The 24225-nt window shown below is 59.0% G+C and carries 23 protein-coding genes and 1 tRNA gene; 9 read left to right on the top strand and 15 right to left on the bottom strand.

Annotated elements, in window-relative coordinates:
- Nucleotides 1-172 precede the first annotated feature (172 nt).
- Nucleotides 173-1636 (bottom strand): FAD/NAD(P)-binding protein, encoded by a 1464-nt coding sequence (locus FHT73_RS03180; protein WP_183709768.1) that lies wholly within the window; start codon nt 1634-1636, stop codon nt 173-175.
- 1106 nt (nt 1637-2742) lie between these two features.
- Between FHT73_RS03180 and FHT73_RS03175 the strand changes: the two genes are divergently transcribed.
- Nucleotides 2743-3039 (top strand): hypothetical protein, encoded by a 297-nt coding sequence (locus FHT73_RS03175; protein ID WP_112413699.1) that lies wholly within the window; start codon nt 2743-2745, stop codon nt 3037-3039.
- A gap of 275 nt (nt 3040-3314) precedes the next feature.
- On the opposite strand, the gene FHT73_RS03170 is transcribed toward FHT73_RS03175, so the two are convergent.
- The 8 genes from FHT73_RS03170 to FHT73_RS03135 form a co-directional block, all read right to left on the bottom strand.
- A tRNA-Lys gene (locus FHT73_RS03170) sits at nt 3315-3390 on the bottom strand.
- Between the two features lie 124 nt (nt 3391-3514).
- Nucleotides 3515-4432, bottom strand: coding sequence for a PhzF family phenazine biosynthesis protein (locus FHT73_RS03165; protein WP_183710147.1), 918 nt, complete (start codon nt 4430-4432; stop codon nt 3515-3517).
- 68 nt (nt 4433-4500) lie between these two features.
- Nucleotides 4501-5241 (bottom strand): NUDIX hydrolase, encoded by a 741-nt coding sequence (locus FHT73_RS03160; protein ID WP_183709766.1) that lies wholly within the window; start codon nt 5239-5241, stop codon nt 4501-4503.
- Nucleotides 5238-6353: an endonuclease/exonuclease/phosphatase family protein gene (locus tag FHT73_RS03155; RefSeq protein WP_183709764.1), complete on the bottom strand. Its 1116-nt coding sequence runs from the start codon at nt 6351-6353 to the stop codon at nt 5238-5240. Before FHT73_RS03155 ends, FHT73_RS03160 begins: the two co-directional genes overlap by 4 nt.
- Before the next feature lie 48 nt (nt 6354-6401).
- Nucleotides 6402-7397 carry an isopenicillin N synthase family oxygenase gene (locus FHT73_RS03150; protein WP_183709762.1) on the bottom strand — a complete coding sequence of 332 codons (996 nt, stop codon included), beginning with the start codon at nt 7395-7397 and terminating at the stop codon, nt 6402-6404.
- Nucleotides 7398-7473: 76 nt separating this feature from the next.
- The gene (locus FHT73_RS03145) at nt 7474-8505 is read right to left on the bottom strand and encodes an ABC transporter ATP-binding protein (protein WP_183709761.1); all 1032 of its coding nucleotides are present in this window, start codon (nt 8503-8505) and stop codon (nt 7474-7476) included.
- Complete coding sequence (locus tag FHT73_RS03140; protein WP_183709759.1) at nt 8493-10187, bottom strand: iron ABC transporter permease; 1695 nt, start codon at nt 10185-10187, stop codon at nt 8493-8495. Before FHT73_RS03140 ends, FHT73_RS03145 begins: the two co-directional genes overlap by 13 nt.
- Nucleotides 10188-10204: 17 nt before the next feature.
- Nucleotides 10205-11185, bottom strand: a complete 981-nt coding sequence (locus FHT73_RS03135; protein WP_112605415.1) for an ABC transporter substrate-binding protein — start codon at nt 11183-11185, stop codon at nt 10205-10207.
- 172 nt (nt 11186-11357) lie between these two features.
- On the opposite strand from FHT73_RS03135, the gene FHT73_RS03130 reads away from it, so the two are divergent.
- The gene (locus FHT73_RS03130) at nt 11358-12416 is read left to right on the top strand and encodes an aldo/keto reductase (RefSeq protein ID WP_183709757.1); all 1059 of its coding nucleotides are present in this window, start codon (nt 11358-11360) and stop codon (nt 12414-12416) included.
- Nucleotides 12417-12558: 142 nt separating this feature from the next.
- On the opposite strand, the gene FHT73_RS03125 is transcribed toward FHT73_RS03130, so the two are convergent.
- Nucleotides 12559-13788, bottom strand: a complete 1230-nt coding sequence (locus FHT73_RS03125; RefSeq protein WP_183709755.1) for a PLP-dependent aminotransferase family protein — start codon at nt 13786-13788, stop codon at nt 12559-12561.
- 158 nt (nt 13789-13946) lie between these two features.
- Between FHT73_RS03125 and FHT73_RS03120 the strand changes: the two genes are divergently transcribed.
- The gene (locus FHT73_RS03120) at nt 13947-14534 is read left to right on the top strand and encodes a class I SAM-dependent methyltransferase (RefSeq protein ID WP_183709753.1); all 588 of its coding nucleotides are present in this window, start codon (nt 13947-13949) and stop codon (nt 14532-14534) included.
- A 50-nt stretch (nt 14535-14584) separates the two neighbouring features.
- On the opposite strand, the gene ilvC is transcribed toward FHT73_RS03120, so the two are convergent.
- Both ilvC and FHT73_RS03110 read right to left on the bottom strand, forming a co-directional pair.
- Nucleotides 14585-15604, bottom strand: a complete 1020-nt coding sequence (gene ilvC, locus FHT73_RS03115; RefSeq protein ID WP_183709751.1) for a ketol-acid reductoisomerase — start codon at nt 15602-15604, stop codon at nt 14585-14587.
- Nucleotides 15605-15648: 44 nt separating this feature from the next.
- Nucleotides 15649-16299 carry a TetR/AcrR family transcriptional regulator C-terminal domain-containing protein gene (locus FHT73_RS03110; RefSeq protein WP_112334581.1) on the bottom strand — a complete coding sequence of 217 codons (651 nt, stop codon included), beginning with the start codon at nt 16297-16299 and terminating at the stop codon, nt 15649-15651.
- 234 nt (nt 16300-16533) lie between these two features.
- Between FHT73_RS03110 and FHT73_RS03105 the strand changes: the two genes are divergently transcribed.
- Entirely contained in the window at nt 16534-16968 is a 435-nt protein-coding gene (locus tag FHT73_RS03105; protein WP_183709749.1) for a hypothetical protein, read from the top strand.
- Between the two features lie 18 nt (nt 16969-16986).
- Here the strand turns inward: FHT73_RS03105 and FHT73_RS03100 are convergent, their stop codons facing one another.
- Entirely contained in the window at nt 16987-17895 is a 909-nt protein-coding gene (locus FHT73_RS03100; protein WP_183709747.1) for an AraC family transcriptional regulator, read from the bottom strand.
- Nucleotides 17896-18096: 201 nt separating this feature from the next.
- Between FHT73_RS03100 and FHT73_RS03095 the strand changes: the two genes are divergently transcribed.
- Nucleotides 18097-19140, top strand: coding sequence for an NAD(P)-dependent alcohol dehydrogenase (locus FHT73_RS03095; protein ID WP_183709745.1), 1044 nt, complete (start codon nt 18097-18099; stop codon nt 19138-19140).
- Between the two features lie 55 nt (nt 19141-19195).
- On the opposite strand, the gene FHT73_RS03090 is transcribed toward FHT73_RS03095, so the two are convergent.
- Complete coding sequence (locus FHT73_RS03090; protein ID WP_183709743.1) at nt 19196-20458, bottom strand: NAD(P)/FAD-dependent oxidoreductase; 1263 nt, start codon at nt 20456-20458, stop codon at nt 19196-19198.
- 109 nt (nt 20459-20567) lie between these two features.
- Nucleotides 20568-21032, bottom strand: a complete 465-nt coding sequence (locus FHT73_RS03085) for an Lrp/AsnC family transcriptional regulator (protein ID WP_015340263.1) — start codon at nt 21030-21032, stop codon at nt 20568-20570.
- Nucleotides 21033-21194: 162 nt separating this feature from the next.
- On the opposite strand from FHT73_RS03085, the gene FHT73_RS03080 reads away from it, so the two are divergent.
- From FHT73_RS03080 to FHT73_RS03065, 4 genes are all read left to right on the top strand, one after another.
- Nucleotides 21195-21914: an aspartate/glutamate racemase family protein gene (locus tag FHT73_RS03080; protein WP_112605396.1), complete on the top strand. Its 720-nt coding sequence runs from the start codon at nt 21195-21197 to the stop codon at nt 21912-21914.
- Nucleotides 21915-21984: 70 nt separating this feature from the next.
- The gene (locus FHT73_RS03075; RefSeq protein ID WP_112605393.1) at nt 21985-22914 is read left to right on the top strand and encodes a bifunctional helix-turn-helix transcriptional regulator/GNAT family N-acetyltransferase; all 930 of its coding nucleotides are present in this window, start codon (nt 21985-21987) and stop codon (nt 22912-22914) included.
- Nucleotides 22915-23000: 86 nt separating this feature from the next.
- Nucleotides 23001-23507 (top strand): GNAT family protein, encoded by a 507-nt coding sequence (locus tag FHT73_RS03070; RefSeq protein ID WP_183709741.1) that lies wholly within the window; start codon nt 23001-23003, stop codon nt 23505-23507.
- A gap of 90 nt (nt 23508-23597) precedes the next feature.
- Nucleotides 23598-24215, top strand: a complete 618-nt coding sequence (locus FHT73_RS03065) for a TetR/AcrR family transcriptional regulator (RefSeq protein ID WP_183709739.1) — start codon at nt 23598-23600, stop codon at nt 24213-24215.
- The last annotated feature ends 10 nt before the right edge of the window (nt 24216-24225 follow it).

Here is a 24225-nt window from a genome sequence, read left to right as displayed (position 1 = left end):
CCCGGCATGGCTCGAAAGAGACTCAACGGGCCGATCCTGTCAGCATGGGACTGCGGAAGTAACCCCGCAATCTCGTGGGAACAAGATAGTAACTCACAAATTGTATAGTTTATATGAGTAAATTTAGGCAAATGTATCGTCTGAGCAACGAATTTGCGGCTTTTCTTGGATTTTAGGCGGCACTACTGTCCAAATATGCCTTCCCTTGCCCACGCGTCGTGTAATCGGCGATCGCGCCGGCCACCTGGTCGGCCACGAGAACGGCGTGCTCGACCACCTCGGGCAATCCCATCAATTCGCCGAAGGTTCCGCGTGCAAGCGGTCCGGAGATAAACAGAGATGGGCTCACTGCACCGTCGGCTGCCAAGGCGCGTGATTGCGTATCGCAGGAAAATCCCAAGCGGGCGGGATCCAATGCGAGATATCCGGCTTTCGACAACTCATCAATCCAGGCTTGGGATTGCAGAATGCCTCGGTGTCCGGGACCCGTGGTGACGACGACCGCATCGAATTGCCTTCTCACGAAACGGTCGGAACGGCTCAATCGCAACCGGCAATCGATGACATCATCGGTAACGCCAACCTCCGCAACCGAAGCCGCCAGCACCTCAAGCCTGCCGCTTGCAAGCGCCCGTTCGCTGACAGCTTCCACCTGCGGCGCAACACGGAAACGATGGACATCCCAAAACGGCCGCAAATGCCGAACCAGCCGGCGTCGCTCCTCGATCGGAAGCGCCTCCCAGATTTGCCGCCCCTGCGTCCTTACCTGATCGATGACCGCATGCCAGCTGCGTCCATCACCTTCCGCCCTGCGGATAGCCGCTCGCACGCGTTTCAGCAGATCAACCGCGGTTTTCGAGGGCTGATCAGCAAAATCGCCGAATAGCTCCTGCTTGACCGCGGCATGGCCGCGCGAGCGCAGACCGCGTCGGGATATCGCGGTGACCGGCCCCTTATGTCCCCTAAGTTCGAGCGAGGCGATGACGTCGGCCGAGGTCAGGCCGTTGCCGACCACAAGGACGCGATCTCCGGCGCCGACGACCGAAAGCGCATCAGGACGCGTTGGGTCGGCAACAAAGCGTGGGTGATCGGCAAGCGCATCCCGCAACACCTGCGGCGGCAAAGGCGACGGGTGGCTTGTCGCGATGACGAGAATATCGGCATCAACGCGCTCTCCGCCAGCACCGGTCACCGCCCAGCGGCCGCCCGTCCTCTGGATCCGCTCGACGCTTTGCCTGACGTGGCGCAGCCGCCCGTTCTCGACGAAGGGACGGATCATGCTGTTGATATAGCTCCCGAAAACGGAGCGTCGCGGAAAAAGACTGCCATCGACGGCAATCGCCGCATCATCATCGGCAAGCACATTATTTTCCAGCAACCAGCGCTGAAAATGTTCGATGTCATCGGACAGCAGGCTCATCCTCGCCGCAGGCACGTTGATGCGATGGGCGACATCCTGCGTGTCGTAGGCGAGCCCTGCCCCCAAACGCTCCCGCGGCTCGAATATGAAAACCTGCCCAGCCCGCAGCAACTGTCGCTGCAGCAGATGAAAGGCAACCCCGGTTCCGGAAACGCCACCGCCAACGATAACGACAACAGGCAGGTCACGCGGCTGATGGTCAGAGCCAAGGGTCAATAGCCAACTCCCTCCAAATCGATCGCACCACGTGATTTCTGCAAGCGTTGGGCAATCGGACTTATCACTGTGCCGATGCTATACTCTATAAAATTTGTTGACAATACGATTGCAGCGCGCGCTCGCCCTCGCCGCAACCAGTAGCAGTTAATAGAGTGCTGATATCTCTTTGGAAACAACTGGTTATTGTGCCTCGCACAACATTGTTTTTGCACCGCAGGATGCAAAAAACTTGGCATGCGCCCGCGGGAGGAACATACTAGCGGTTGTTCTGGTTCGTGTTCTCTGTGGGAGGAGAAACATCATGGAACTGCTTCGACTGCTCTCCGCCTTCGATTATACGCTGATCGTGATTCTGGCCGCTATCTTTGTATTTAGCGTCATGGAAGGTGGATATAGGAAGCCTTGAACGCACATGGCCGAAAGCGATGGCCATTGCCCTCGGCCGGACATGTCTGACGTTATTTGAACGTGGAGTGATCACCGGAAAGCTCCGTTGGCCGGCCCGGCCTATCCGAGCGCAGGCGCGGGCGTCGCTTACAGCAACAGCATAATCTGGTGATGTAGATTGGTTGATGCGCGATCAGTGCCCGGCTGGATGTTCAGTCAAATCAGAGATTGCAGCTCGCGCAAAGTCTACGATAGGGTCCAAACTCACTACTTCTAGTTTAATGATGAGCCTTCTCGGTTATACTTGCAAAAACAAAAGAAAAAATTGCAGCACAGGATTGTATAATCCGATGTATTTATTCATCGCCTTGATAAAAACAATTCACAAGCTTCGCGCAAACAATTCATGGGATATTTCCAGCATCAATAAACGCAAAGCAAACAGGATATACTTATGGGATACGACTGGGACGGCTTAAAGACGCGCCGAATGCGAAGACTGAAATATGGGCTTTCTCTATTTCTTTTCACGATGTCGATATCAGCGCCGACCGCGTTTCTCCTGCATCTGCGCTGAAGCCATTGGCATATCGGTCGCTTCGTGACCGTTTCAAAACTTCTCCAACTGCGAAAGACGTCGTTCAACCTGATGGGAACCAAAGCAAGCCTCCATTCGTTCCTGGAGGAACTTACCCGCAATCAAGGAGGAGGGCATCATGGCCGACATCTCGCTGGACAAGGACATCAATGCGCAGATCGATGAACTCCGCAGCCAGATCGATAGGCTCTCCACCGATTTGGCAAAGCGGATCGATAGCGCCTCGGACCGCGCCGACGAGGCCCTTTCTTCAGCAAAGGGAAAAGTGGCAAACATCGCGGATCATGCCCGCTCCGAGGGCCGGAACGTAGTGCAGGCCGCAAAGGAAAATCCGACAGCCACAAGCTCCGTCCTGATCGTGACGGCGCTCCTCGGCTTATTTACCGGCCTTCTACTGGGCAGGCTTTCCGACTAGAGCGACAACCCTACCGACAACGTCGATTGCTGTCCGATCGGGAGAAGAACCGCGGACGAACACCTGTCTTATGCTGAAGTACGGGAAGGACGTCGCGCCACGGAGTTTAGCGCGGATGCGATGAAGCTCATGGAAAGCCGCTGGAACGAGATCAAGCCCGCTGCATTCCGGAATAGCACGGAACTTGTATTGGAAACCGTTTCCAATCTGCTGGAAGCCGCGCAGCCGAAAACCCTCGAGACGTTTCGAATTAACTAACGATTTCAAGGAGTTTTTGGTGGGTGATGTAGGGCTCGAACCTACGACCCGCTGATTAAGAGTCAGCTGCTCTACCAACTGAGCTAATCACCCGTACCGCTTGCTGGCGGCGTGACCGGGCATATAAATAGGATCGGTTTGATTGTCCAGCGGCCAGACGAATTTTCTTTGTTTTTTTGTCAAAAAAATTTCAGGCGCGACAGAAAACTCAATGAAATCAAAGCTCAATAATTCCTGATGCAACACGCACCGCCTGGCCGCCGATGCGGGCATTGGCGATCATGCCGCCATTGATATCGAGGTGAAGATGAATCAGCGATGGCCGCCCCATCTCGATGCCCTGCTCTATGACGACAGGATGATGCCCATCCGGCAAAGCATCGAACTGATTGATCGCACCGGACAGCGCCGCCACTGCAGCACCCGTCGCCGGGTCCTCGACGATACCCATTCCCACGGGGAACATGCGCGCGTGGAATTTGGCAACGTGATTGACGCCGCCGCGGCAATAAATGAAAGCCGAAGCAAGCGCGCCGTCGACGAAGGGCACCGTCTTTTCCCAAAGCTGCAGATCGAACTCCAGCCTTTCAGCGGCGCCGACATCGTGCACCGGCACCAGAAGAAACGGCACTCCGGCACTCCATATGGAGGGTACATGGTTCTCGAAGCCAACCTCGGTGATCTTCAGGCTGAGTGCATTGGCGATATCGGCCCTGTCGAGCGGCAGCGGGATCTCCTGCGACTTCTTCGGTAGATCGAACTCGGCAAAACTCGCCTTGTTCTGGCGTAGCTTGATGGCGCAGCGCACCGGTCCGACGCGCTCGTCGAGAACGGAAACGAGATCGAGGTCACCGCCATGATTGGCATGGAGCTTCTCTGCCAAGGCGATCGCCGTGCCGACTGTCGGATGCCCTGCAAAAGGCAGTTCGCGACCGGGCGTGAATATGCGCAGGCTCGCCGTGTGGGCGGGATTTTGCGGCGGCAGCACAAAGACCGTCTCGGAAAGGTTCATCTCCCTGGCGATCGCCTGCATTGCCTCATCGCTCAGGTCCCCCGCATCGAAAATGATTGCGAGCGGATTGCCCGCCAACTTGTTGTCGGTGAACACATCATAGACACTGTAGCTGCGCGCCAATCTGGCCTCCATCCATACTTCCAGACTTGATTATTCATACCGGCAAGCGACCCCAGCGCAAGCCCAAGCTATCTACCGCCACCGAAGAACCAAGCAAGGATCGGCAGCATCGCCACGCTGTAGTGATGCGCGGCGGGATCTGCCGAGCGAATGGCGACCACGCCATCGACCTCGTCCTCTTCGGAAACCAGTATATGCGCCTCGATGCGCCGAAGCATATCCTCGGCCGTCCACGGAAAGCGGAAAACCCGAAAGAGCGTGACGGAACGATTCATATGGGTTGCGTAGTATCCAGGGTCGGCGATCGCGTTGTTCAAATCCAGACCGGTTTCCTCCAGCACCTCGCGTCGCATATTGCCAGCGACGTCGGCGTGGTCGTTGACAATATCATTTTCGTCCATCGATCCAGCCGCGCAATAAATTTGGCCGGGATTGGCAGTGTGCGGCGCCATGCGGATCGCGATGATCGCACCATCGGACGATACCGCCACCGGAAATGCGAAAAGGTGAAAGCCACCGTGCCGCTCGCTTTGCTTGCGCCACCAAAGGAAGGTCGAGAAAGGCGTCACATAGGCTTCACCCCTGACGAGGCCGTCGGCAAGCGAAAGACGACGCTGGAAGATCATGCGCCCATCAAAGAGGGCTGGATTGGCGGCGATTTCCCTTGCCCAGTTCTCCTGCGCCGCCGCAGACTCCTGAACGTGGAAAGGATGCTCGCCTGGCAGCACGGCAAGATCGATCCCGGAAACGGGAAATACGGTGCCTTCCGGCGGCCAGCCGGCCATGTCGTTCTGTTCTGAGATGCTCATATCAAATCCAATGTCATGACGACGGGGCAATGGTCTGAGGCTTTCGGCCTGTCCCAGCCGACGCGCGGATAGCGCTCCACCTCCTGCCCCGCTGGGAAAATAGTGCGGAAAGGCTGGCCCGAGCGGATGATATCGGGCATGCGCGTGGCATTGGCGCGTGCCAGCGCCGGAGAGAGCCAGATGTAATCAAGCTGGCAAAGCCTCTGCTCCTGCGGCCCTCGGGCGTGGTAAAGCGTCCAGCGGTCAAGCTCGTTCCGCCGCCGCACGACATTCTCCGCAAAACCATCATGGCTGAAAACATCAAGTGCGCTGCCCTTCTCCTCGCCGCGTGGTTCGAACCGATAGCCGCTGCGGCGTGTGCCGATAACATCGATCCATTCCTGATAGTCGTTCATGTCGCCGCAGATGGCGAAATTCTTCGTCGCCGTGTGGCCAGCCCCGAAGCAATCTTCGATGATGCGGCGAACCGCCATAGTCTCGGCTCGGCGGATCGGCATGGTCGCATGACGTCCATCCACGCCTTCGCGTGCAGGTCCCATCGATTTCAGATGGATGACATAGAGCGAAAACGGAACCCCACCAATATGGAGGTGCAGCTCCAGGCAATCGCGCTTGAAGATCTTGTCCTCCGAATGAAGGCCGAGCTCGGCGAGCTCGTCGTTGAAAAGGCCGAAATTGCCGTAGGTCACCATGGCGTGACTCTTGATGTCGCTAAGCACGATCGGCTGGCCGTCGCGCGTTTCCTCGCGCATCATCACGGCAACATCGATGCCGCGGCTGTCATTGCCTTCGATCAGGAATTTCTGCCGATAGCCATTGCCGACCATGCGGTAGAGATAGCCATATTCGAAAGCCTGCAGCGCCGCCATGTTGTCGACCTCCTGCAGGCAGATGATGTCGGCATCGGCATCCGCAATCGCAAGCGCCGTCATCTGCCTGGTGTCGTCGGTTGCCGCAATCACACGCGCTGCTTCCAGCTGCTGATAGATCTCTTCATTACGGACATCGAAGAGCTGCAGAACGCGATCCTGGCGCAACTGATTACGAAAACCAGTGTAATCAAAACGGGTCAGAAGATTTTCGACATTGAAAGTCGCAAGGCGCAGGGACATGAAGCATTCCAGTTTAAGAAAAATGTGAGCCGGCTTATTATACTCGCATCATCCGGCCTTGGCTGTTACCGTCGATTTGAACTTGCCCATCAGATACGGGCCGGAAAGAACGGGAGCATATTTCGGCTCCTCGCCTTCCTTCAGGCACGACGGCAGGCAGGCGATTTCGGCAAACCAGTTCGGCTGGTGGAAGAAGGCCAGAGACTGGCGGCGCTGCATGCCGCCCTCTTCCGGCGGCGGGTTGACGACACGATGCACCGTGGACACCCAGCGATCGTTGGTCCAGAGCGCCATCAGGTCGCCGATGTTGATGACGAAAGCACCCTCCACCGGCGGCACCGGCGTCCAGTTGCCATCGGGGGCGATGATCTCCAGCCCTTTCGAGCCGGGTTGCGGCAGGAGGATCGTCAGGCTGCCGTAATCGGTATGCGCGCCGGCGCGAAGCTGGCCCGGCTGCGGTGGCACATGCTGTTCGGGATAATTCAATGCCCTCAGCGCACTGATCGGAGCATCGACATAGGAATCGAAGAAATGTTCATCGAGGCCGAGCGCCGTTGCGAAGACACGCATGATACGCGCCGCGAGATCTTCCATCGCTCCATAATAGGCTTTCCATGCCTCCACGAATCCTTCAGGCCCCTCCGGCCAGATGGTCGCGGCATAGCAGAAGCCGAGTGCTTCAGGATCTGTCATGCCTGAGGGTACGGAAAGCGGGCCACCATTGAAGCTTTCCTTCAGATCCGGCGGCGTGTCCACGTTGCGCGATTTTGCAAGTGCCTCAGTGCCCGGCCCTAGATAGCCGTAGGGGTAGCCGGGATAGAGCGTTTTCGCCTTCTGCTTCACCTCAGACGGCAGATCGAAAAAAGTCTGCGTCTTCTTCCACGCCTCGGCGATCACGGCATCCGCGACACCGTGGTTGGCAATCGCCAGAAAGCCGGTCGAGCGGCATATCCGATCCACCTCCGCGCCGAGCCGCTTCTTCTCGTCATAATCGGCTGCTTCGAAAGCGCCGAGATCGAAAATCGGAAAGCTATGATCGGACATGCGCGACTCCCCTTCGTGACGTCGAGCAAATCAAGCATAGGAGGCGACATGGAACAACCATCTTGTCCCCTACCGATCAAAGCCGCCAGGCGGAGCGGATCGCTACCCGATAATCATCGCCCACGGCAACAGCCTCACGGCTATAGGCGCGCAGCACCTGTCCATCCGGCATCGACAGCCTCAGCGCATAGCGCTCACCTTCATAAAGGATGGAATCGACAAGGCATGAAATGCCCTCCCCGTCGACAACCACGTCCTCCGGCCGCACGAGAATATCCGCTCTGGCCGTGCCGCCTGCCCGATTCTCCCACAAGCCTCGGAAGAACGGCCAATCGATACGGCGTGGACCGCCATCGGGAAAAGCCATCGACAGGATGGCACCCTGCCCGACAAGGCCGCCGACCATTTTCCCTTCGGGGCGCGCATAGATCTCCGCCGGCGGCGCCACCTGCAGGAGCCGCCCTTCGGACATGACGGCAACGTCGGTCGCGAGCGCCATCGCTTCGCTCTGGTCATGGGTGACATAAATCATGGTGGCACCGGAGCGCTGGTGGAATTCGCGAAAGGTCTCCTCCATCTCCTTCTTCAGATGACGGTCAAGGTTGGCGAGCGGCTCGTCCAGCAGCACGACATCGGGCGATGTCACCAGGCAGCGGGCGAGCGCCACGCGCTGGCGCTGGCCACCGGAGAGATCGGCGGGCCGGCGTTCCGCATAATCGCCGAGGCGCACGGTCGCCAGTGCCTCGCGCACCTTCTCGCGATAACGCTCGCCAGAGATGCCACGCACCTTGAGCGGATAGCCGACATTGTCAGCGACGTTCATGTGCGGCCAGAGCGCGTAGGATTGAAACACCATCGCCATATTGCGCCGCTCCGGCGGCAGCATGCTCGCCGCATCCGCCAGCAGCCGTTCGCCGAGATGGATGGAACCGTCCGTCGGCTGTTCGAAACCGGCGATCATTCGAAGCACAGTCGTCTTGCCGCAGCCGGAAGGGCCAAGCAGCGCCAGGAAGCCGCCTTCCCGAACATCGAGCGACAAGGCATTGACGGCAGCGCGTCCGCTCGTGCCGAAATCCTTGCTGACATGATTGAGGATCAGCTTCGCCAAGGCACCACTCCCTTCGGCAGGCGCTTGGCCATGATTTCCAGAGGCGCCATCATGATGACGACCATGGCGATGACGATGACCGACATGGCCGAGGCTAGATCGGCGCTCCCGCCATCGTCGAGATTGTAGATGACGACGCCCAGCGTCTGCGTGCCGGCCGACCAGAGCAGCGCCGAAACGGTCAGCTCGTTGCAGGCGATGAGGAAGACGAGGATCACGGATGCGCCCGCCGCCGGCGCGATCAGCGGCACGATGATGTCGGCAAGACGGCGGAAAAAGCCGGCCCCGGAAAGTCGGGCCGCCTCTTCCAGTGCCGGATCGAGCTGCAGGAAGGCGCTCATGACCGGCTTCAGGCTGACCGCGAAATAGGCGGAGAAATAGGCAAGCAGAATGATCCAGATCGTCCCGTAAAGCGTGACGTTGAGGATCGGCAAGGGTGCCGCAAACACCAGGATGAAACAGACAGCGATGATGATGCCCGGAAGCGCATAGGGAATCTCGATCATGCCGCCGACGATGCGGCTCAGCATGTCTTTGCGCCGCGTCAGCGCATAGGCCGCGAGCACTGTCACCAACAGGAGACCGAGTGACGTCACGCCGGCGAGGAATAGCGAATTGGAAAAGGCCGTGCGTGTTATGCTCTGCCGAAACAGGATTTCAGTGAAGGCGTTCAGCGATGCCGTCTTGACGGTGAGAGGCACGCCATAGGCCGGCACAAGCGCACCTGCGACCAGCGCCAGAAAGGGAGCAACGAGGATGACGAAGAGGATGGCATAGAGCACCGGCAGCGCCAGATAGCGCCAACGGCCGAGCGAAAAGGCAGCCGTCGCGCCGGAAATACCGATGACGCGATAGTCACGCCCCTTCAAGGCCCTGCCCTGCACGGCAAGCCCGGCAATCGCAATGATGGCGATCATCGTCGAGAGGACGGCGATATCGCCGAAGGTGCGCGGCCCGAAATTGGAGAACTTCGTGAAGATCAAGGTCGAGAGCGTATAGATCGAGGCGGGAATGCCAAGGATCGCCGGAATGCCGAAATTGCCGATGGAGGAGACGAAGGCGATGGCGGCTCCAGCAATGACACCGGGCAGAGACAAGGGCAGAATGATATCGCGGAAGACACGCATGCCGGACGCGCCCGAAAGCCTTGCGGCCTCGACGCCATCGCGCGGCAGCGCCATCAGGCCGGCGCGCAGAGCGAGATAGACGAGCGGCGCATGCTGAACGCCGTAGAGCAGCGCAATGCCGCCAACAGAATAGAGCGGCTGCGGCGAACCGAGCGGCGGCGCGATGTGCAACGCTTTCAGCAAGGGGCTCGATGGACCGGACATCTGCACCCAGGCAAGCGCCGTTACCTGCGGCGGAATCATCATCGGCAATACGAAGAGGAAGCCGAGCAGCCCCCTGCTCGGCAGATCGGTCAATGTCAGCAGGAATGCGAAGAGGCAACCAAGGACCACCGAAACGATAGTGCCGAGCACGGCCGTTTCGATCGTGTACCAGGCCGAGCGCCAGAGCGAGGGATCGGTGATGAGTTCATAGGTGCCGCCCCTAAGCAGCGCCTCGATGCCGGCAAACGCCAGCCGTGCCAGCGGCAGGACACTGAGCAAAAGCACAACGGTAACAACAAAAGGAAACAGCCAGGTCGGCTGGCTGTTTCCTCGACGCACATATGAGTACATTCCAAATCCGGGTTGGATTATTTCGACTTGAAGTAGGTGGAGAAGGTCTTCAGGTCCTGATCCGTGTTTTTGAGAGCATCGGCGGCATTCAACGGCAAAACCTTGATACTGTCACGTGCCGGGAAGCCTTCCGGCAGCGGCGTGCCATTGCGGGCCGGAATATAGCCGAGCTTCAGGAAGCCTTCCTGCCCCTTTTCGGAAAGGACGTAATCGACGAACTTCCTGGCGGCATCGGCGTGCTGCGTGCCGGCAAGGATGCCGACCGGCTCGGTGACGGCCGAAACGCCTTCCTTCGGGAAGACGAATTCCAGCGGAGCGCCCTTGGCCTTTTCACGGATCGGCATGTAATCGACAATCATGCCATAGGCCTTCTCGCCGGAAGCAACCGACTTCAGCACGGCGCCATTGCCGCCGGAAGCGATCGCGCCGTTGTCGGCGAGGTGCTTGTAGTAGTCCCAGCCGAGGCTGCCGACGCCGGCGAGCGTCTGTGCGTGGATGAGAGCAGCACCCGAAGCAAGCGGGCTCGGCATGGCGACGAGACCCTTGGCTTCCGGCTTCACCAGGTCCTGCCAGCTTGCCGGCTTCATGGCGGCAGCAGTGTTGTAGACGATGCCGGTCGTGATCAGCTTTGTGGAATAGTAATAGCCGCCGGCGTCATAGAGCGACGCATCGTAATTCGCGGCTTCCGGCGACTTGTAGGCGAGCAGCTTGCCAGCTTCCTTCAGGCGCTCGAGCGTTACCGTATCGGCGATCAACAGGACATCGGCAACCGGAGCGCCAGCCTGCATTTCAGCCTGCAGCTTGGCAATGATCTGCGGCGTACCGTCACGAACCCAATCGACCTTGATGCCGGGATTGGCGGCCATGAAACCATCGACGGTTGCCTGCGCATCGGCGTTCGGCTGGCTGGTGTAGAGGACGAGATCGGCAGCATTGGCGCTGCTGGAGAAAAGAGCAATGGCCAACAGGCCGGCAAAGGCGGAAACAAAGGTCTTCATGAAAACGTCCTCGGCTAGATTGTAGGAGGTTGTCTAGACGCAGGGCTTAACATGATTGTGACAGTTGAATTTGAATAGACTGCCGTTCATATGATGATTGAATCTTGACCCCAGCCATCAGGCACTATTTTCTGAGGCACGTTATTCAGACGGGATCGAGGAGGATAGATCTATGGAATATCGCCTGCTTGGCCGCTCCGGCCTCAAAGTTTCCACCATCACCATGGGTACCATGACCTTCGGCGGAGTCGGCTGGGCAAAAACCGTTGGTGATCTCGGCGTCAAGGAGGCCAAGAAGCTCGTCGACATGTGCATCGATGCCGGCGTCAACCTGCTCGATACCGCCGATGTCTACTCGCAAGGCGCCTCGGAGGAGATTCTCGGCGAGATCATCGGCGGCCCGCGCAAGAACGGCGTGCTCATCGCCACCAAGGCACGCTTCCCGATGGGGCCGGGCGTCAACGATGTCGGCTCATCCCGCCAGCATCTTATCCAGGCCTGCGAGGCAAGCCTGAAGCGCATGAAGACCGACGTCATCGATCTCTACCAGCTGCATGAATGGGACGGGCAGACGCCGCTGGAAGAAACGATGGAAGCGCTCGACACGCTGGTTCGCCAGGGCAAGGTCCGCTATATCGGCTGCTCGAATTTTTCCGGCTGGCACATCATGAAGGCACTTGGCGTCAGCGAGCGCGACAAGCGCGAACGCTTCGTCAGCCAACAGATCCATTACACGCTGGAAGCGCGCGACGCTGAGAACGAACTGGTGCCGATCAGCATCGACCAGGGCCTCGGCATCCTCGTCTGGAGCCCGATTGCCGGTGGCCTGCTCTCAGGCAAGCATCGCCGCAATCAGGCAACACCGGAGGGCACGCGGCAGTTCGCCGGCTGGACGGAACCGCCGATCCGCGATGAAAGCCGCCTGTGGAATATCGTCGATACGCTGGTGGAGATTGCCGACAGCCGCGGCGTCTCGGCAGCCCAGGTAGCGCTTGCCTGGCTTATCGGCCGCAAGGGCGTGACCTCAGTCATTATCGGCGGCCGCACGAAGGCACAGTTCAAGGACAATCTCGCCAGCGCCGAGTTGAAGCTGACCGACGAGGAGCGCAAGCGGCTAGACGACATCAGCCTGCAGCCGCTGATGTATCCCTACTGGCACCAGCGCAATACGGCCAGCGACCGCTTGAGCGAGGCCGATCTTGCGTTGATCGGTCCGCATCTGGCGAAGTGATAAACCCCTTCTCCCCTCGGGGAGAAGGTGCCGACAGGCGGATGAGGGGGATACCGAGAGCACAAAGACGAATGGGACACAGCAATTGGCCCCCTCATCCGACCCTTCGGGCCACCTTCTCCCCGAGGGGAGAAGGTAAAAACTAGGCCGCCATCGCCCCGATCTCATCAGCAATCAACTTGCCGAGCCGCGAGATGCCCTCTTCGATCATCTCGTCATTGGCACAGGAGAAGCTGACGCGGAAAGTGTTCGCACCGCTGCCATCGGCAAAGAATGCCTGACCCGGCACGAAGGCGACCTTCGCCGTTTCCAGCGACCGTGCCAGCAACTTAGCGCCATCCATTCCCTTCGGCAGGGTGATCCAGACAAACATGCCGCCTTGCGGCTTCGTCCAGCTCGTACCGTCAGGCATGTATTTCGCAAGCGCCGCCAGCATGCAGTCGCGGCGGTGGCTATAGGTCTTGCGGACCTTGGCAACCTGCGCATCGAAACCGCGCTCGGCGACCTGATGGATCGCGATCTGGTTGATGGTCGAGGAATGCAGGTCGGCCGCCTGCTTCATCAGCACCAGCTTGCGGATGACGGGCGCATTGGCGACGACGAAGCCGACGCGAAGGCCGGGCGCCAGCGTCTTGGAGAAGCTGCCGCAATAGATCGTGCGCGTGTCGTTGATGCTGCCCTTGCGCGCGATTTCCAGCGCCAGGATCGGCGCGACCGGCTCGCCGTCATAACGCAGCGACTGATAGGCTGCGTCTTCGATGACAGCGATATCCAGCTCTTCGGCAAGGTCGAGCAGTTTCTTGCGGCCGGCCAGATCGACAGTCTCGCCCGTCGGGTTGGCGAAGTCGGCCGAGAGATAAGCGAACTTCACCCTGCCCCCCGCCTGCGAAGCCGCGGCGCGGTAGGAATCCGGCGTGCGGTTGCCGTTCGGCGTCAACTGATCGTAGGTCGGCTCATAAGCGTTGAAGGCCTGCAGCGCGCCGAGATAGGTGGGCGCCGTCACCAGCGCCGTGTCCTTCGGCGACAGGAAAAGCTTGCCAAGATAATCGAGCCCCTGCTGCGAACCGGAAACGATGAAGACATTTTCGAGCTCACAGGGAATGCCGAGCGCGCCCATCTGGCCAACGAGCCATTCGCGCAGCGGCTTGTAGCCTTCGCTGACCGAATATTGCAGCGCTGCATTGACAGTCGGACCGGAAAAGATGTCGGCATAGGCCTGCTTGAATTCCGCATCCGGAAACAATGCGGGATCGGGAATGCCGCCGGCGAAAGAGATGATATCCGGCCGCTCCAGCAGCTTCAGCAGCTCACGAATTTCGGAGGCGCGCATACGGCTCGAGCGCGTCGCAAAGATATTTTCCCAATTCAACATGGGGCTTCCTCGTAATTTTTGGTCTTTCCAACACAAAATCACGCAACAAAAGATAAGTCAACAATACTGACCTATTTTGTTTGTCATGGTGACAGATATTGTCTGCCTTTCCTGCTAGCATCGACGATGGCCTTACAAAGGAATGAACGCCAGCCAGCATGAGCACCGACCCGACAGCGTCCTTCTATACCGACAACGCCGCCATCTACGCAGCGCGTGAACGCCGGCTACCGCGCCAGAGGCTGGATGCCTTTCTGGCCGCCCTGCCCGCCCGCGCAACCATCCTCGAATTGGGTTGCGGCGGTGGACACGATGCCGCCTACATGATGTCGCGCGGCTTCGACGTCACGCCGACGGACGGTTCAGCCGAGCTTGCGAGGGAAGCGGAAAAGCGTCTTGGCAGGCCCGTTCAAGTGATGCGTTTCGAAGCCTTGGACGCTACCGAAATCTTCGACGGCATATGGGCGGAGGCCAGCCTGCTGCATGTTCCGCGATCCGCTCTGCCAAATATCTTCGACCGCATTTTGCGCGCCCTGAAATCGGGCGGCATCTTCCACGCCAGCTTCAAGGCGGGTGAAGCAGAGGGACACGACAAGTTCGGACGCTATTACAACTATCCTTCCGCCGTATGGCTTGAGGCTATGCTGAGCGCCAGAGGATGGAAGAACATCACCATGACCGAAGCCGATGGTGGCGGCTTTGATGGCGAACCGACGAGATGGCTCTACGTCAAAGCTCAAAAATAGAAAGGCCGGAGCTTTCGCCCCGGCCCTCCAATCCGGCTCTCGCCGAAAGCTTAGTTGACGGCCTTGTCGACCAGCTTGTTCTTGCCGATCCAGGGCATCATGCCGCGCAGCTTGGCGCCGACTTCTTCGATCTGGTGGCTGTCGTTGTTGCGGCGGATGCCCTTGAAGCGGGCAGCACCCGAACGGTATTCCTGCATCCACTCGGAGGTGAACTTGCCGGTCTGGATGTCCTTGAGGACGCGCTTCATCTCAGCCTTGGTTTCTTCGGTGATGATGCGCGGACCGGTGACGTATTCGCCCCATTCTGCCGTGTTCGAGATCGAGTAGTTCATGTTGGCGATACCGCCTTCATAGATCAGGTCGACGATCAGCTTCACTTCGTGCAGGCACTCGAAATAGGCCATTTCCGGAGCGTAACCGGCCTCGACAAGCGTTTCGAAGCCGGCGCGGATGAGCTCGACGAGACCGCCGCAGAGAACGACCTGTTCGCCGAAGAGGTCGGTTTCGCACTCTTCGCGGAAGTTGGTTTCGATGATGCCCGAACGGCCGCCGCCGACGCCGCAAGCATAGGAGAGAGCGAGTTCAAGCGCGTTGCCGGAAGCGTTCTGGTGAACGGCAACGAGGCAGGGAACGCCGCCGCCCTTCTGGTATTCGCCGCGAACCGTGTGGCCCGGGCCCTTCGGAGCAATCATGACGACGTCGACCGATGCCTTCGGCTCGATGAGGCCGAAGTGAACGTTGAGACCGTGGGCGAAAGCGACCGCAGCACCGTCACGGATATTCGGAGCGATGTCGGCCTTGTAGATGTCGGCCTGCAGTTCGTCCGGGGTCGCCATCATCATCAGGTCGGCCCAGGCAGCAGCTTCGGCAACGGTCATGACCTTGAAGCCGTCGGCTTCGGCCTTCTTGACCGTGGGGGAACCGGCCTTCAGTGCGATCACAAGGTTCTGTGCGCCGCTGTCCTTCAGGTTCAGCGCGTGAGCGCGGCCCTGCGAACCGTAGCCGATGACGGCGACTTTCTTCGACTTGATGAGGTTGAGATCGGCATCACGATCGTAATAGACGCGCATTGTTTGTCCTTCCGTTTGCTTGTCTGGGTGCAGATTTTAAATTGTCAGACGGTCGCTGCTGCTTCCGCCAATACCTTTTCCGTGCCGTAAAGCTTGAGGAAGGCGCTGACCGCCTTCTCAGCCTGACGGCTCGTATCCTTCAAACCGGGCTCGCCGAGCAGCATGCGCACATGCAGGTCGGAGACGATGAGCCCATAAAGCGTGTGATATGCCTCGTCGGCATCGGTAAAGCGCAGCAGCCCCGCCCTCTTGCCGGCATCAATGAGACCGATGGCGCGGCGGTCGATCTGCCGGCGGCCGCGCTCCAGCAGGAGCTTGCCGAGCTTGGAGCCGTCACGGTTCGACTGACCGATTGCCAGACGGTTCAACGCAAGTGAAACGTCGCCGGCCAAAACCTCCAGCAGATCACGCGCGAAAATCACGAGATGATCGTGCAGACTTATCGTATTCAGCCGCTCGCCATTGCGCTCGAAGGTGCGAACCTTGCTGGCCTGATAGGTGATCATCGCCGACAGCAGGCCATCGCGGTCGCCGAACCATTTGTAAAGACTTTCCTTGGAACAATTGGCGGCGCGTGCAACGCCCGAGGTCGTCAGCGCCTTCTCGCCGCCATCGACGAGCAGACGCAACGCCTGTTCCAGAACGGCGTTCTGGCGCGGCGAAAACTCGCTCGACTGTCCTGCTTCGCTCAGCACGATGGTTACTCCCAAATGCGTACCGTACGGTACGGTTCGTGGCGCTTTATGCAGGACACCGACGCAGCCGTCAAGCGGAATTCGTTGCTGCACCGCGTTAAAAAGACGGAGGACACTTGTCATGGCATGCGCACAATAGATAGATCATATCGGTCTCTATTGCTGCGAGATCGTTCGGTGAAACCCGTGGTCAATCAATCTTATAAAGCGGCGCCAGCCTGGCGCGTCGGATGCATGGAAAGCGGTAAACGCTGGGCAATCACCTGGATTGCTGGAATCTGCTTTGCGAGCGGACTATTTCATCTACCCGTACCGGCGTACGCAGCGTCAAAATCCCTGGCGCGTCCCGCCGGGCACTATTGCGGCAAGCTTCTCTCCAGCGATCGGTTGGTCGAGGTCGAAACGTCGCTGCAGGTCGATGCGAAGGGTCACATATCGGGAACCTATCATTTCGACGACGATGGCAACGCGACGGTCGGCACACTCTCGGAAATCGGAACGACACCCGGCAGAGCGCGAACACTGCGATGGTTCGACAAATATGGAATGGGCTCGCTGACGATCCGCTTCGATGCCGGCTATCATCGTTTCGAAGGTCTGTGGGGGCCGCAGGACGTCACGCCGAGCTACACATGGAATGGCGGCAGCTGCAACGCGCCGATCAGCTAACTGCCGTCGGCCCGAGACCTACTCAGCGGCAACCACGCTATTGCGCATCGCCTCGACATCCTTCAGCGGCGGCAGGCCATAAAGGCGGCTGTATTCCCGGCTGAATTGCGAAGGACTTTGATATCCGACGCGATGGCCGGCCGATCCCACGTCAAGCTGCTCGACGATCATCAGCCGGCGCGCCTCATGAAGCCGAAGCTGCTTCTGATATTGCATCGGCGATAGTGCCGTAACAGTCTTGAAATGGTGATGCAGCGAGGAAACGCTCATGCCGACGCGTTCGGCGAGTTCTTCGATGCGCAGCGGCTGCGTATAGTTGCCGCGGAGCCAGGCGACGGCCCGCGCCACCCGGTTGCTCTGGCTCTCCGCCATCGCGATCTGCAGCAGCCGAGGGCCATTCGGACCGGTCAGCAGGCGATAGAGGATTTCCTGCTCGATCAAAGGCGCCATGGCTGGAATATCTTCGGGCCGATCAAGCAATCGGAGCAGCCGCAGCGAGGCATCAAGCAGTTCCGGCGAAGCGGCATTGACCGCAATGCCGCGCACAGGCTCGGTCAACGCCTGACGCGGAATGCTGACGCGCGACAGGAGCTCTTTCAACCGTTCGCTGTCGAGCGCCATACCGAAACAAAGATAAGGCGTATCGCTGCCGACATTGGTGACCTGCGTCGATACCGGAAGGTCGAGCGCGGTCAAAATATACTCGCCGACACCGTAATTGTAGGTCTCGGCGCCGATTGTCAGGTTCTTGCGGCCCTGAACCACGATTGCAAAACAGGGCCGATAAGCCCCATGCTGCCACACGGTCGCGGCCGACTGCCGATAGAGATTGAGATTGTCTATCGGCGTGCGATGTTCGCCGTCTTCCGTGGCGAAACGTGCAACGATCGACGCGAGTTCCTGATTGGGATTGAAAGGCAGTGTCATGCGCAACCAACTGTTTTCGAGCAGATATCGATGCCTATCTAGGTAGCACCGTTCGATCGCGAAAGACCCGCTGCTTATTTAGATTCGCAGGATCGTACATAAAGCTTGCAGGATCGCTCTAACGCTGTGGCCCGGACCTGATGCATGGTGGGGCATCGAAATTCTACTCCCAATCCATCCGAAAAGATAAGGAAATCTCCCATGCCTATCGCAAAGGGTTATGCAGCAACCGACGCGTCCAAGCCGCTCACACCATTCACTTTCGACCGTCGCGACCCGAACGCGGACGACGTCCTCATCTCCGTCAAATATTGCGGCGTCTGCCATTCCGACATTCACCAGGCCCGCAACGAATGGGGCGGCTCGAAGTATCCGATGGTGCCCGGCCATGAAGTCGCCGGCATCGTGACCGCCGTCGGTTCCGAGGTCACGAAGTTCAAGGTCGGCGACCGCGTCGGCGTCGGCTGCTTCGTCGATTCCTGCACGACCTGCGCCACACGTGACCTGGATTACGAACATTACATGCCCGGTCTCGTCCAGACCTACAACGACGTCGAAGCCGACGGCAAGACGCCGACCTTCGGCGGTTATTCCGACTCGATCGTCGTCAAGGAAGGCTATGTCCTCTCCTTTCCCGACAATATCCCGCTCTATTCGGGCGCACCGCTGCTCTGCGCCGGCATTACGCTCTTTTCGCCGCTGCGCCACTGGAAAGCCGGGCCGGGCAAGAAGGTCGCGATCGTGGGCATGGGCGGCCTCGGCCACATGGGCGTGAAGCTGGCCCATGCCATGGGCGCCGATGTCACGGTTCTGAGCCAGACGCTGTCGAAGAAGGAAGACGGGTTCAAGCTGGGCGCGAAGGACTACTACGCCACCAGCGATGCCGAGACCTTCACGAAGCTTGCCGGCACCTTCGATCTGATCATCAATACGGTCGGCACGGCGATCGACTGGAACGCCTATCTCAACCTGCTGAAGTATGATGGCAGCATGGTGCTGGTCGGCGTTCCCGAACATGCGGTTCCGGTGCATGCCTTCTCGCTGATCCCCGGCCGTCGCAGCCTTTCCGGTTCCATGATCGGCTCGATCAAGGAAACCCAGGAAATGCTCGACTTCTGCGGCGAGCACAACATCGTAGCCGAGATCGAAAAGATCAACATCCAGGAAATCAACGAAGCCTATGAGCGCGTTCTGAAGAGCGACGTGCGCTACCGCTTCGTCATCGACATCGCTTCGCTGGCATAAGCACTGTTGCGCAGCAACTCATACGAAAAAGGGCAGCCGCTACGGCTGCCCTTTTTCATTCCTCGCGCATGGTTTCCTTCTGCGTGATCAGCCGGGCGCTGTGCTGCCGGCTGATATAGATCCAAAGCCAGCTCCAGGCGACGGCGATGCGCCAACGCACGCCGATCAGGAAATAGATGTGGGCAAGCCCCCAGACCCACCATGCGAGCCATCCCTTCAGCTTGATCCAGCCGAAATCGATGATCGCAGCACTTTTGCCGATCGTCGCAAGGCTGCCCTGATGGCGATAGTGGAACGGTCCGGGCGACGGTCTGCCCGCAAGCTTTGCCTTGATGACTTTGGCGACATAAGCGCCCTGCTGCTTGGCAGCCGGAGCGATCCCCGGCACGGGGCTGCCATCGTCACGCATGACGGCTGCGGTATCGCCGATGATGAAGATATCCTCCTTGCCCGGCGCCCTCAGATCCTTGTCGACAATGGCGCGGCCGGCACGATCGGCTGGAATGCCAAGCCATTTCGCCGCCGGCGACGCCTCGACGCCAGCCGCCCAGACGATGGTGCGGCACGGCACGAAGGTGTCGCCGATCGTCACGCCTTCTGCCGAGCATGAGGTGACGGGTTTGCCGAAACGGACCTCGACGCCCAGCAGCTCGAGTTCCTTGTGCGCATAGTCGGAGAGTTCCTGCGCAAAAGCCGGCAGCACCCGCGGACCGGCCTCCACGAGCAGGATCTTCGCCTTGCGGGTATCGATATTGCGGAATTCCTTCGGCAATGTCGTCCTCGCCAGTTCCGAGATGATCCCGGCGAGTTCAACCCCGGTAGGACCGGCGCCGACAATCACGAAGGTCAACAGTGCCTCGCGGACGGCAGGGTCGGTTTCCATTTCCGCCTGCTCAAAGGCCAGCAAGAGGCGCCGGCGGATGGTGGTTGCATCCTCCAACGTCTTCAATCCAGGCGCCACCGGCTCCCACTCGTCATGGCCGAAATAGGCATGGGTAGCGCCGGTTGCCAGCACCAGCGTGTCGTAATGGATCTTCTGACCGTTCTTCAGAAGCACCTCATGCGCCGCGCTATCGACGCCGACAACCTCGCAGAGCAAGGTCGTCACGTCAGGTCGATCGCGGAAGAAATTGCGGATCGGCCAGGCGATCTCGGAGGTCGCAAGCAGAGTGGTTGCGACCTGATAGAGGAGTGGCTGAAAGAGGTGATGATTGCGCCGATCGATCATCGTGATGCGGACGGGAGCACCCTTCAGATCATTGGCGAGCTGTACCCCGCCAAAGCCGCCTCCGACCACGACGACATGATGATCCTGCATGGCAACACCTCGCGATTAACTCTGCTCAAAAACGTAGGGTTGAGAAGGATATGCAGCAACCATCTTTTATGCATGGCACCTCTGCACGGCTACGATATGGTCAAGGCGCCTATTGTGCATACCCGACAGGAACGGAGGCGCCGCTTTTAAGTTCCTCCATCGAGATCGACGCCGAGACGTCGAAGAGCTCGATCTTGCGCACGAGCTGCTTATAGATGACATCGTAATGCTCGACGCGCGGCAAGACGATCTTGAGGATATAATCATAATTCCCGGTAAGCCGATGCGCCTCGACGATCTCGGGGATATCACCGATGACTTTGCGGAAGGATTCTATCCACTCGTCGGCGTGATGCGCCGTCTTGATCATCGCATAGACCGTGGTTGGCACTCCCATCTTCTCGCGATCGAGCACGACGATACGCCGGGCGATATGCCCGCTTTCCTCAAGCCGCTGTATGCGGCGCGAGCAGGCCGACACCGACAGGGCAACGCGATCGGCAAGTTCGGTGACGGAGATGCCGGCATCCGCCTGCAGAAATTCGAGAATCTTTCGGTCACGTTCATCAAGCATGTACGGCAACTCCTCATATATACGCCAATATTTTGCACATAAATCGAAAAATGCGCAAACATTTGCAGAGAGATCCTGATAAGCTTCAAAAAACGCAAACATGCGGCGGGTGAATCGCCGCACTATTCCTCCATTCAAAATCCACGAGCGGAGAACAGCATTATGCGCACTATTGGCCTGATCGGCGGCATGAGTTTCGAGAGTTCGGCAGTCTACTATCGCCTGATCAACGAAATGGTCCGCGAGCGCCTCGGCGGCCTCTCCTCTGCGGAGCTGGTCATGTACTCCGTCAACTTCGAGGAAATCGTCGCGCTACAGAAGGCCGGGCGCTGGAACGATGCCGCCGAGCGCCTCGGCGATGCGGCGGAAGGCCTGCAAAAGGCCGGGGCCGAATGCGTGCTCATCTGCACTAACACCATGCACCTGATCGCACCTCAGGTTGCCGCACGCGTTTCAGCTCCGCTCATCCATATCATCGATGAGACCGCCGCGGCCTTGAAGGCCGCCGGCAGGGTCAAGCCGCTGCTGCTCGCCACACGCTACACGATGGAACACGGCTTCTATGCCGAGCGTATGGCTGAAAACGGCGTCTCCATCATGGTGCCCGGTCCCGAGGATCGCACCGTCACGCATGATATCATCTTCAACGAACTCTGCGCTGGCATCATCAAGGACGAGTCGCGCCGGAAGCTGAACGGCATCATCGAGCGCGCCAAGGCGGAAGGTGCCGACAGCGTCATTCTCGGCTGCACCGAGATCTGCCTCATCCTCGATCCGAAGGCACTGATCCTGCCAGGCTTCGACACGACGACGATCCATGCCGAGGCGGCCGTCGACTTCGCGCTTGCGAATGAAAAGAGCAGCAAAAGCTGCGCTGCCTGACCTCGATCAATTTACTTGACTGAGTCCAATAAATAACCAACATCGTCTCCATACCTGAGGAGACGATGTCATGCCCGCCGCTGCCGATTTCACGACCATCGATGCCGTCCGTAACTTCAATCGCTTCTATACGAATTTCCTCGGCGTCCTGAACAAGGCCTATCTCGACAGCCCCTATACGCTCACGGATGTGCGCGTGCTGTTCGAAGTCGGCTTCCGCGGTGGCGTCGCAGCTTCCGCGCTGACACGCGAGCTGCATCTCGACCCCGCCTATCTCAGCCGTATCGTCAAGCGCTTTCGCGAGGACGGGCTGGTCGAAACGACACCGGATGCGAACGATGCGCGCAGCCAGGTCATAAAAGTCACCGACAAGGGACAGGCGCAGTTCGAGGAGTTCGTCCGCCGCTCACGCGCGCAGATCGCCGGCTATTTCGAAAAACTCGCGCCTGGCGAACCCGAGCGTGTCGTTGCAGCGATGCAGACGATACAGGAAACACTCGGCCCCGATCGAACCGCAGCGCCGCCCGCGCTCATTCGTAATCACCGACCCGGTGATATCGGCTGGATCGTACAAAGCCAGGCGCGCTTCTACACCGAAGAATTCGGCTGGGACGATCGCTTCGAAGGCTTGGTAGCCGAAGTCGCCGGCAAATTCCTGTCTAATTTCAACCCGCAAAAAGATCGGTGCTGGATTGCCGAGCGAGGCGGCCTCAATGTCGGGTCCGCCATGATCACCGATGGCGGCGACGACATCGCAAAGCTTCGGCTGCTCTATGTCGACAAGACAGCGCGCGGCCTCGGCCTCGGTAAGATGCTGGTCGATGAATGCATCCGTTTCTCGCGCGATGCCGGCTATAGAACACTCTCGCTCTGGACCAATGACATTCTCGATACTGCACGCGCCATCTACATCAAGGCGGGCTTCAAGCTCGCCGCAGAGGAGAAGCACCGCATGTTCGGCCCGGAACTGAACGGTCAGACATGGGAACTCGATCTCTGAACGCAGGCGGCTGACTGCGTGAATGGACACCCTCTGGTTTTGCCCATATCCTCAATGCTTCCCTGATTTGCAATGAGATACCAACGATGGCCGAAAGTGGCGAAATCCGGATAGAACCCATATCAGCCGAGCATATCGAAGGTTTTCACAAGGCGCTCGATACGGTCGCGCGTGAGCGGGAATATCTGTCGCTGCTCGAAGCCTTTCCGCTGGAAGAAACACGCATTTTCGTGCTTGGCATGATCGAAAAAGGCAATCCGCAGTTCGTCGCCCTAGACGATGGGAAAGTTATCGGCTGGTGCGACATCAGCCGTCATGGCTTTCCTTCCCATGCCCACGCCGGCAAGCTCGGCATGGGCATCGTCTCCGCCTATCGCGGCCGAGGATTGGGACGTCGATTGTTAGAGGCGACGCTGCATGCCGCGCGGGATGCAGGAATAGAACGCGTCGAACTCAGCGTGCATGCCGACAATGACAGAGCCATCGCGCTCTACGAAAAAGTCGGCTTCGTCCGCGAGGGCCTCGCTCGCAATTCCGTACGCATCGACGGCCGCTATAAGAACGCGATCCACATGGCGTTTTTCCACGAGTAGCAGGACCGGTCGCAATCAGTATTCTTTCGATTCTTGCTGCGACGCAAAAATTCGCTTGATTTGGAAACGATCATTTCCTAAAAGAGTGGCATGACGACAGACACGCTCGACATCGCACCGAAGCTTCGTGGACGTCCGCGTGAATTCGACATGGATTCCGCGCTGGACGAAGCGCTGCGCGTTTTTTCCGAGCGCGGCTATTATGCCGCCTCGATCAGCGAATTGACCGAGGCCATGGGTCTGACCGCAGGAAGCGTCTACAAGGCTTTCGGCGACAAGCGCGGGATCTTCCTCGCCGCGTTCAGCCGGTATCGTCAGGTCCGCCAGCAACTCATCGACGAGACGCTTGCGGAAGCTCCGAATGCTCATGAAAAACTTCGTGCCTTGGTGATGTTCTTCGCGGAGGCCTCATGCGGAGAGATCGGCCGCCGCGGCTGCCTTGTCGTCGGAAGCGCAACCGAACTTGCGCTTTTCGACGAAGAAGTCGCCGGTCGCGTCGGCGTCGCCTTCGATTTCGACGAAAGGCGTATCCTCAATTTGATCCGTCTCGGACAGGAGGATGGCTCCATATCGAAGCATGTCGATCCGGAAAGCACCGCCTGCACGCTGCTGGCCCTGACGAAGGGCATGCGCGTGATCGGCAAGACCGGCCGCAAGACCGAACAGATGCTCGCCGTCGCCGAGACAGCCATGAAACTGCTGAACTGATTTTCACTGA

Source organism: Rhizobium sp. BK098 (assembly GCF_014193155.1).
In the GTDB taxonomy this organism is placed as follows: domain Bacteria; phylum Pseudomonadota; class Alphaproteobacteria; order Rhizobiales; family Rhizobiaceae; genus Rhizobium.
Note: the sequence above shows the minus strand (reverse complement) of the source record. Positions and strands in the feature narration are given on the sequence as shown.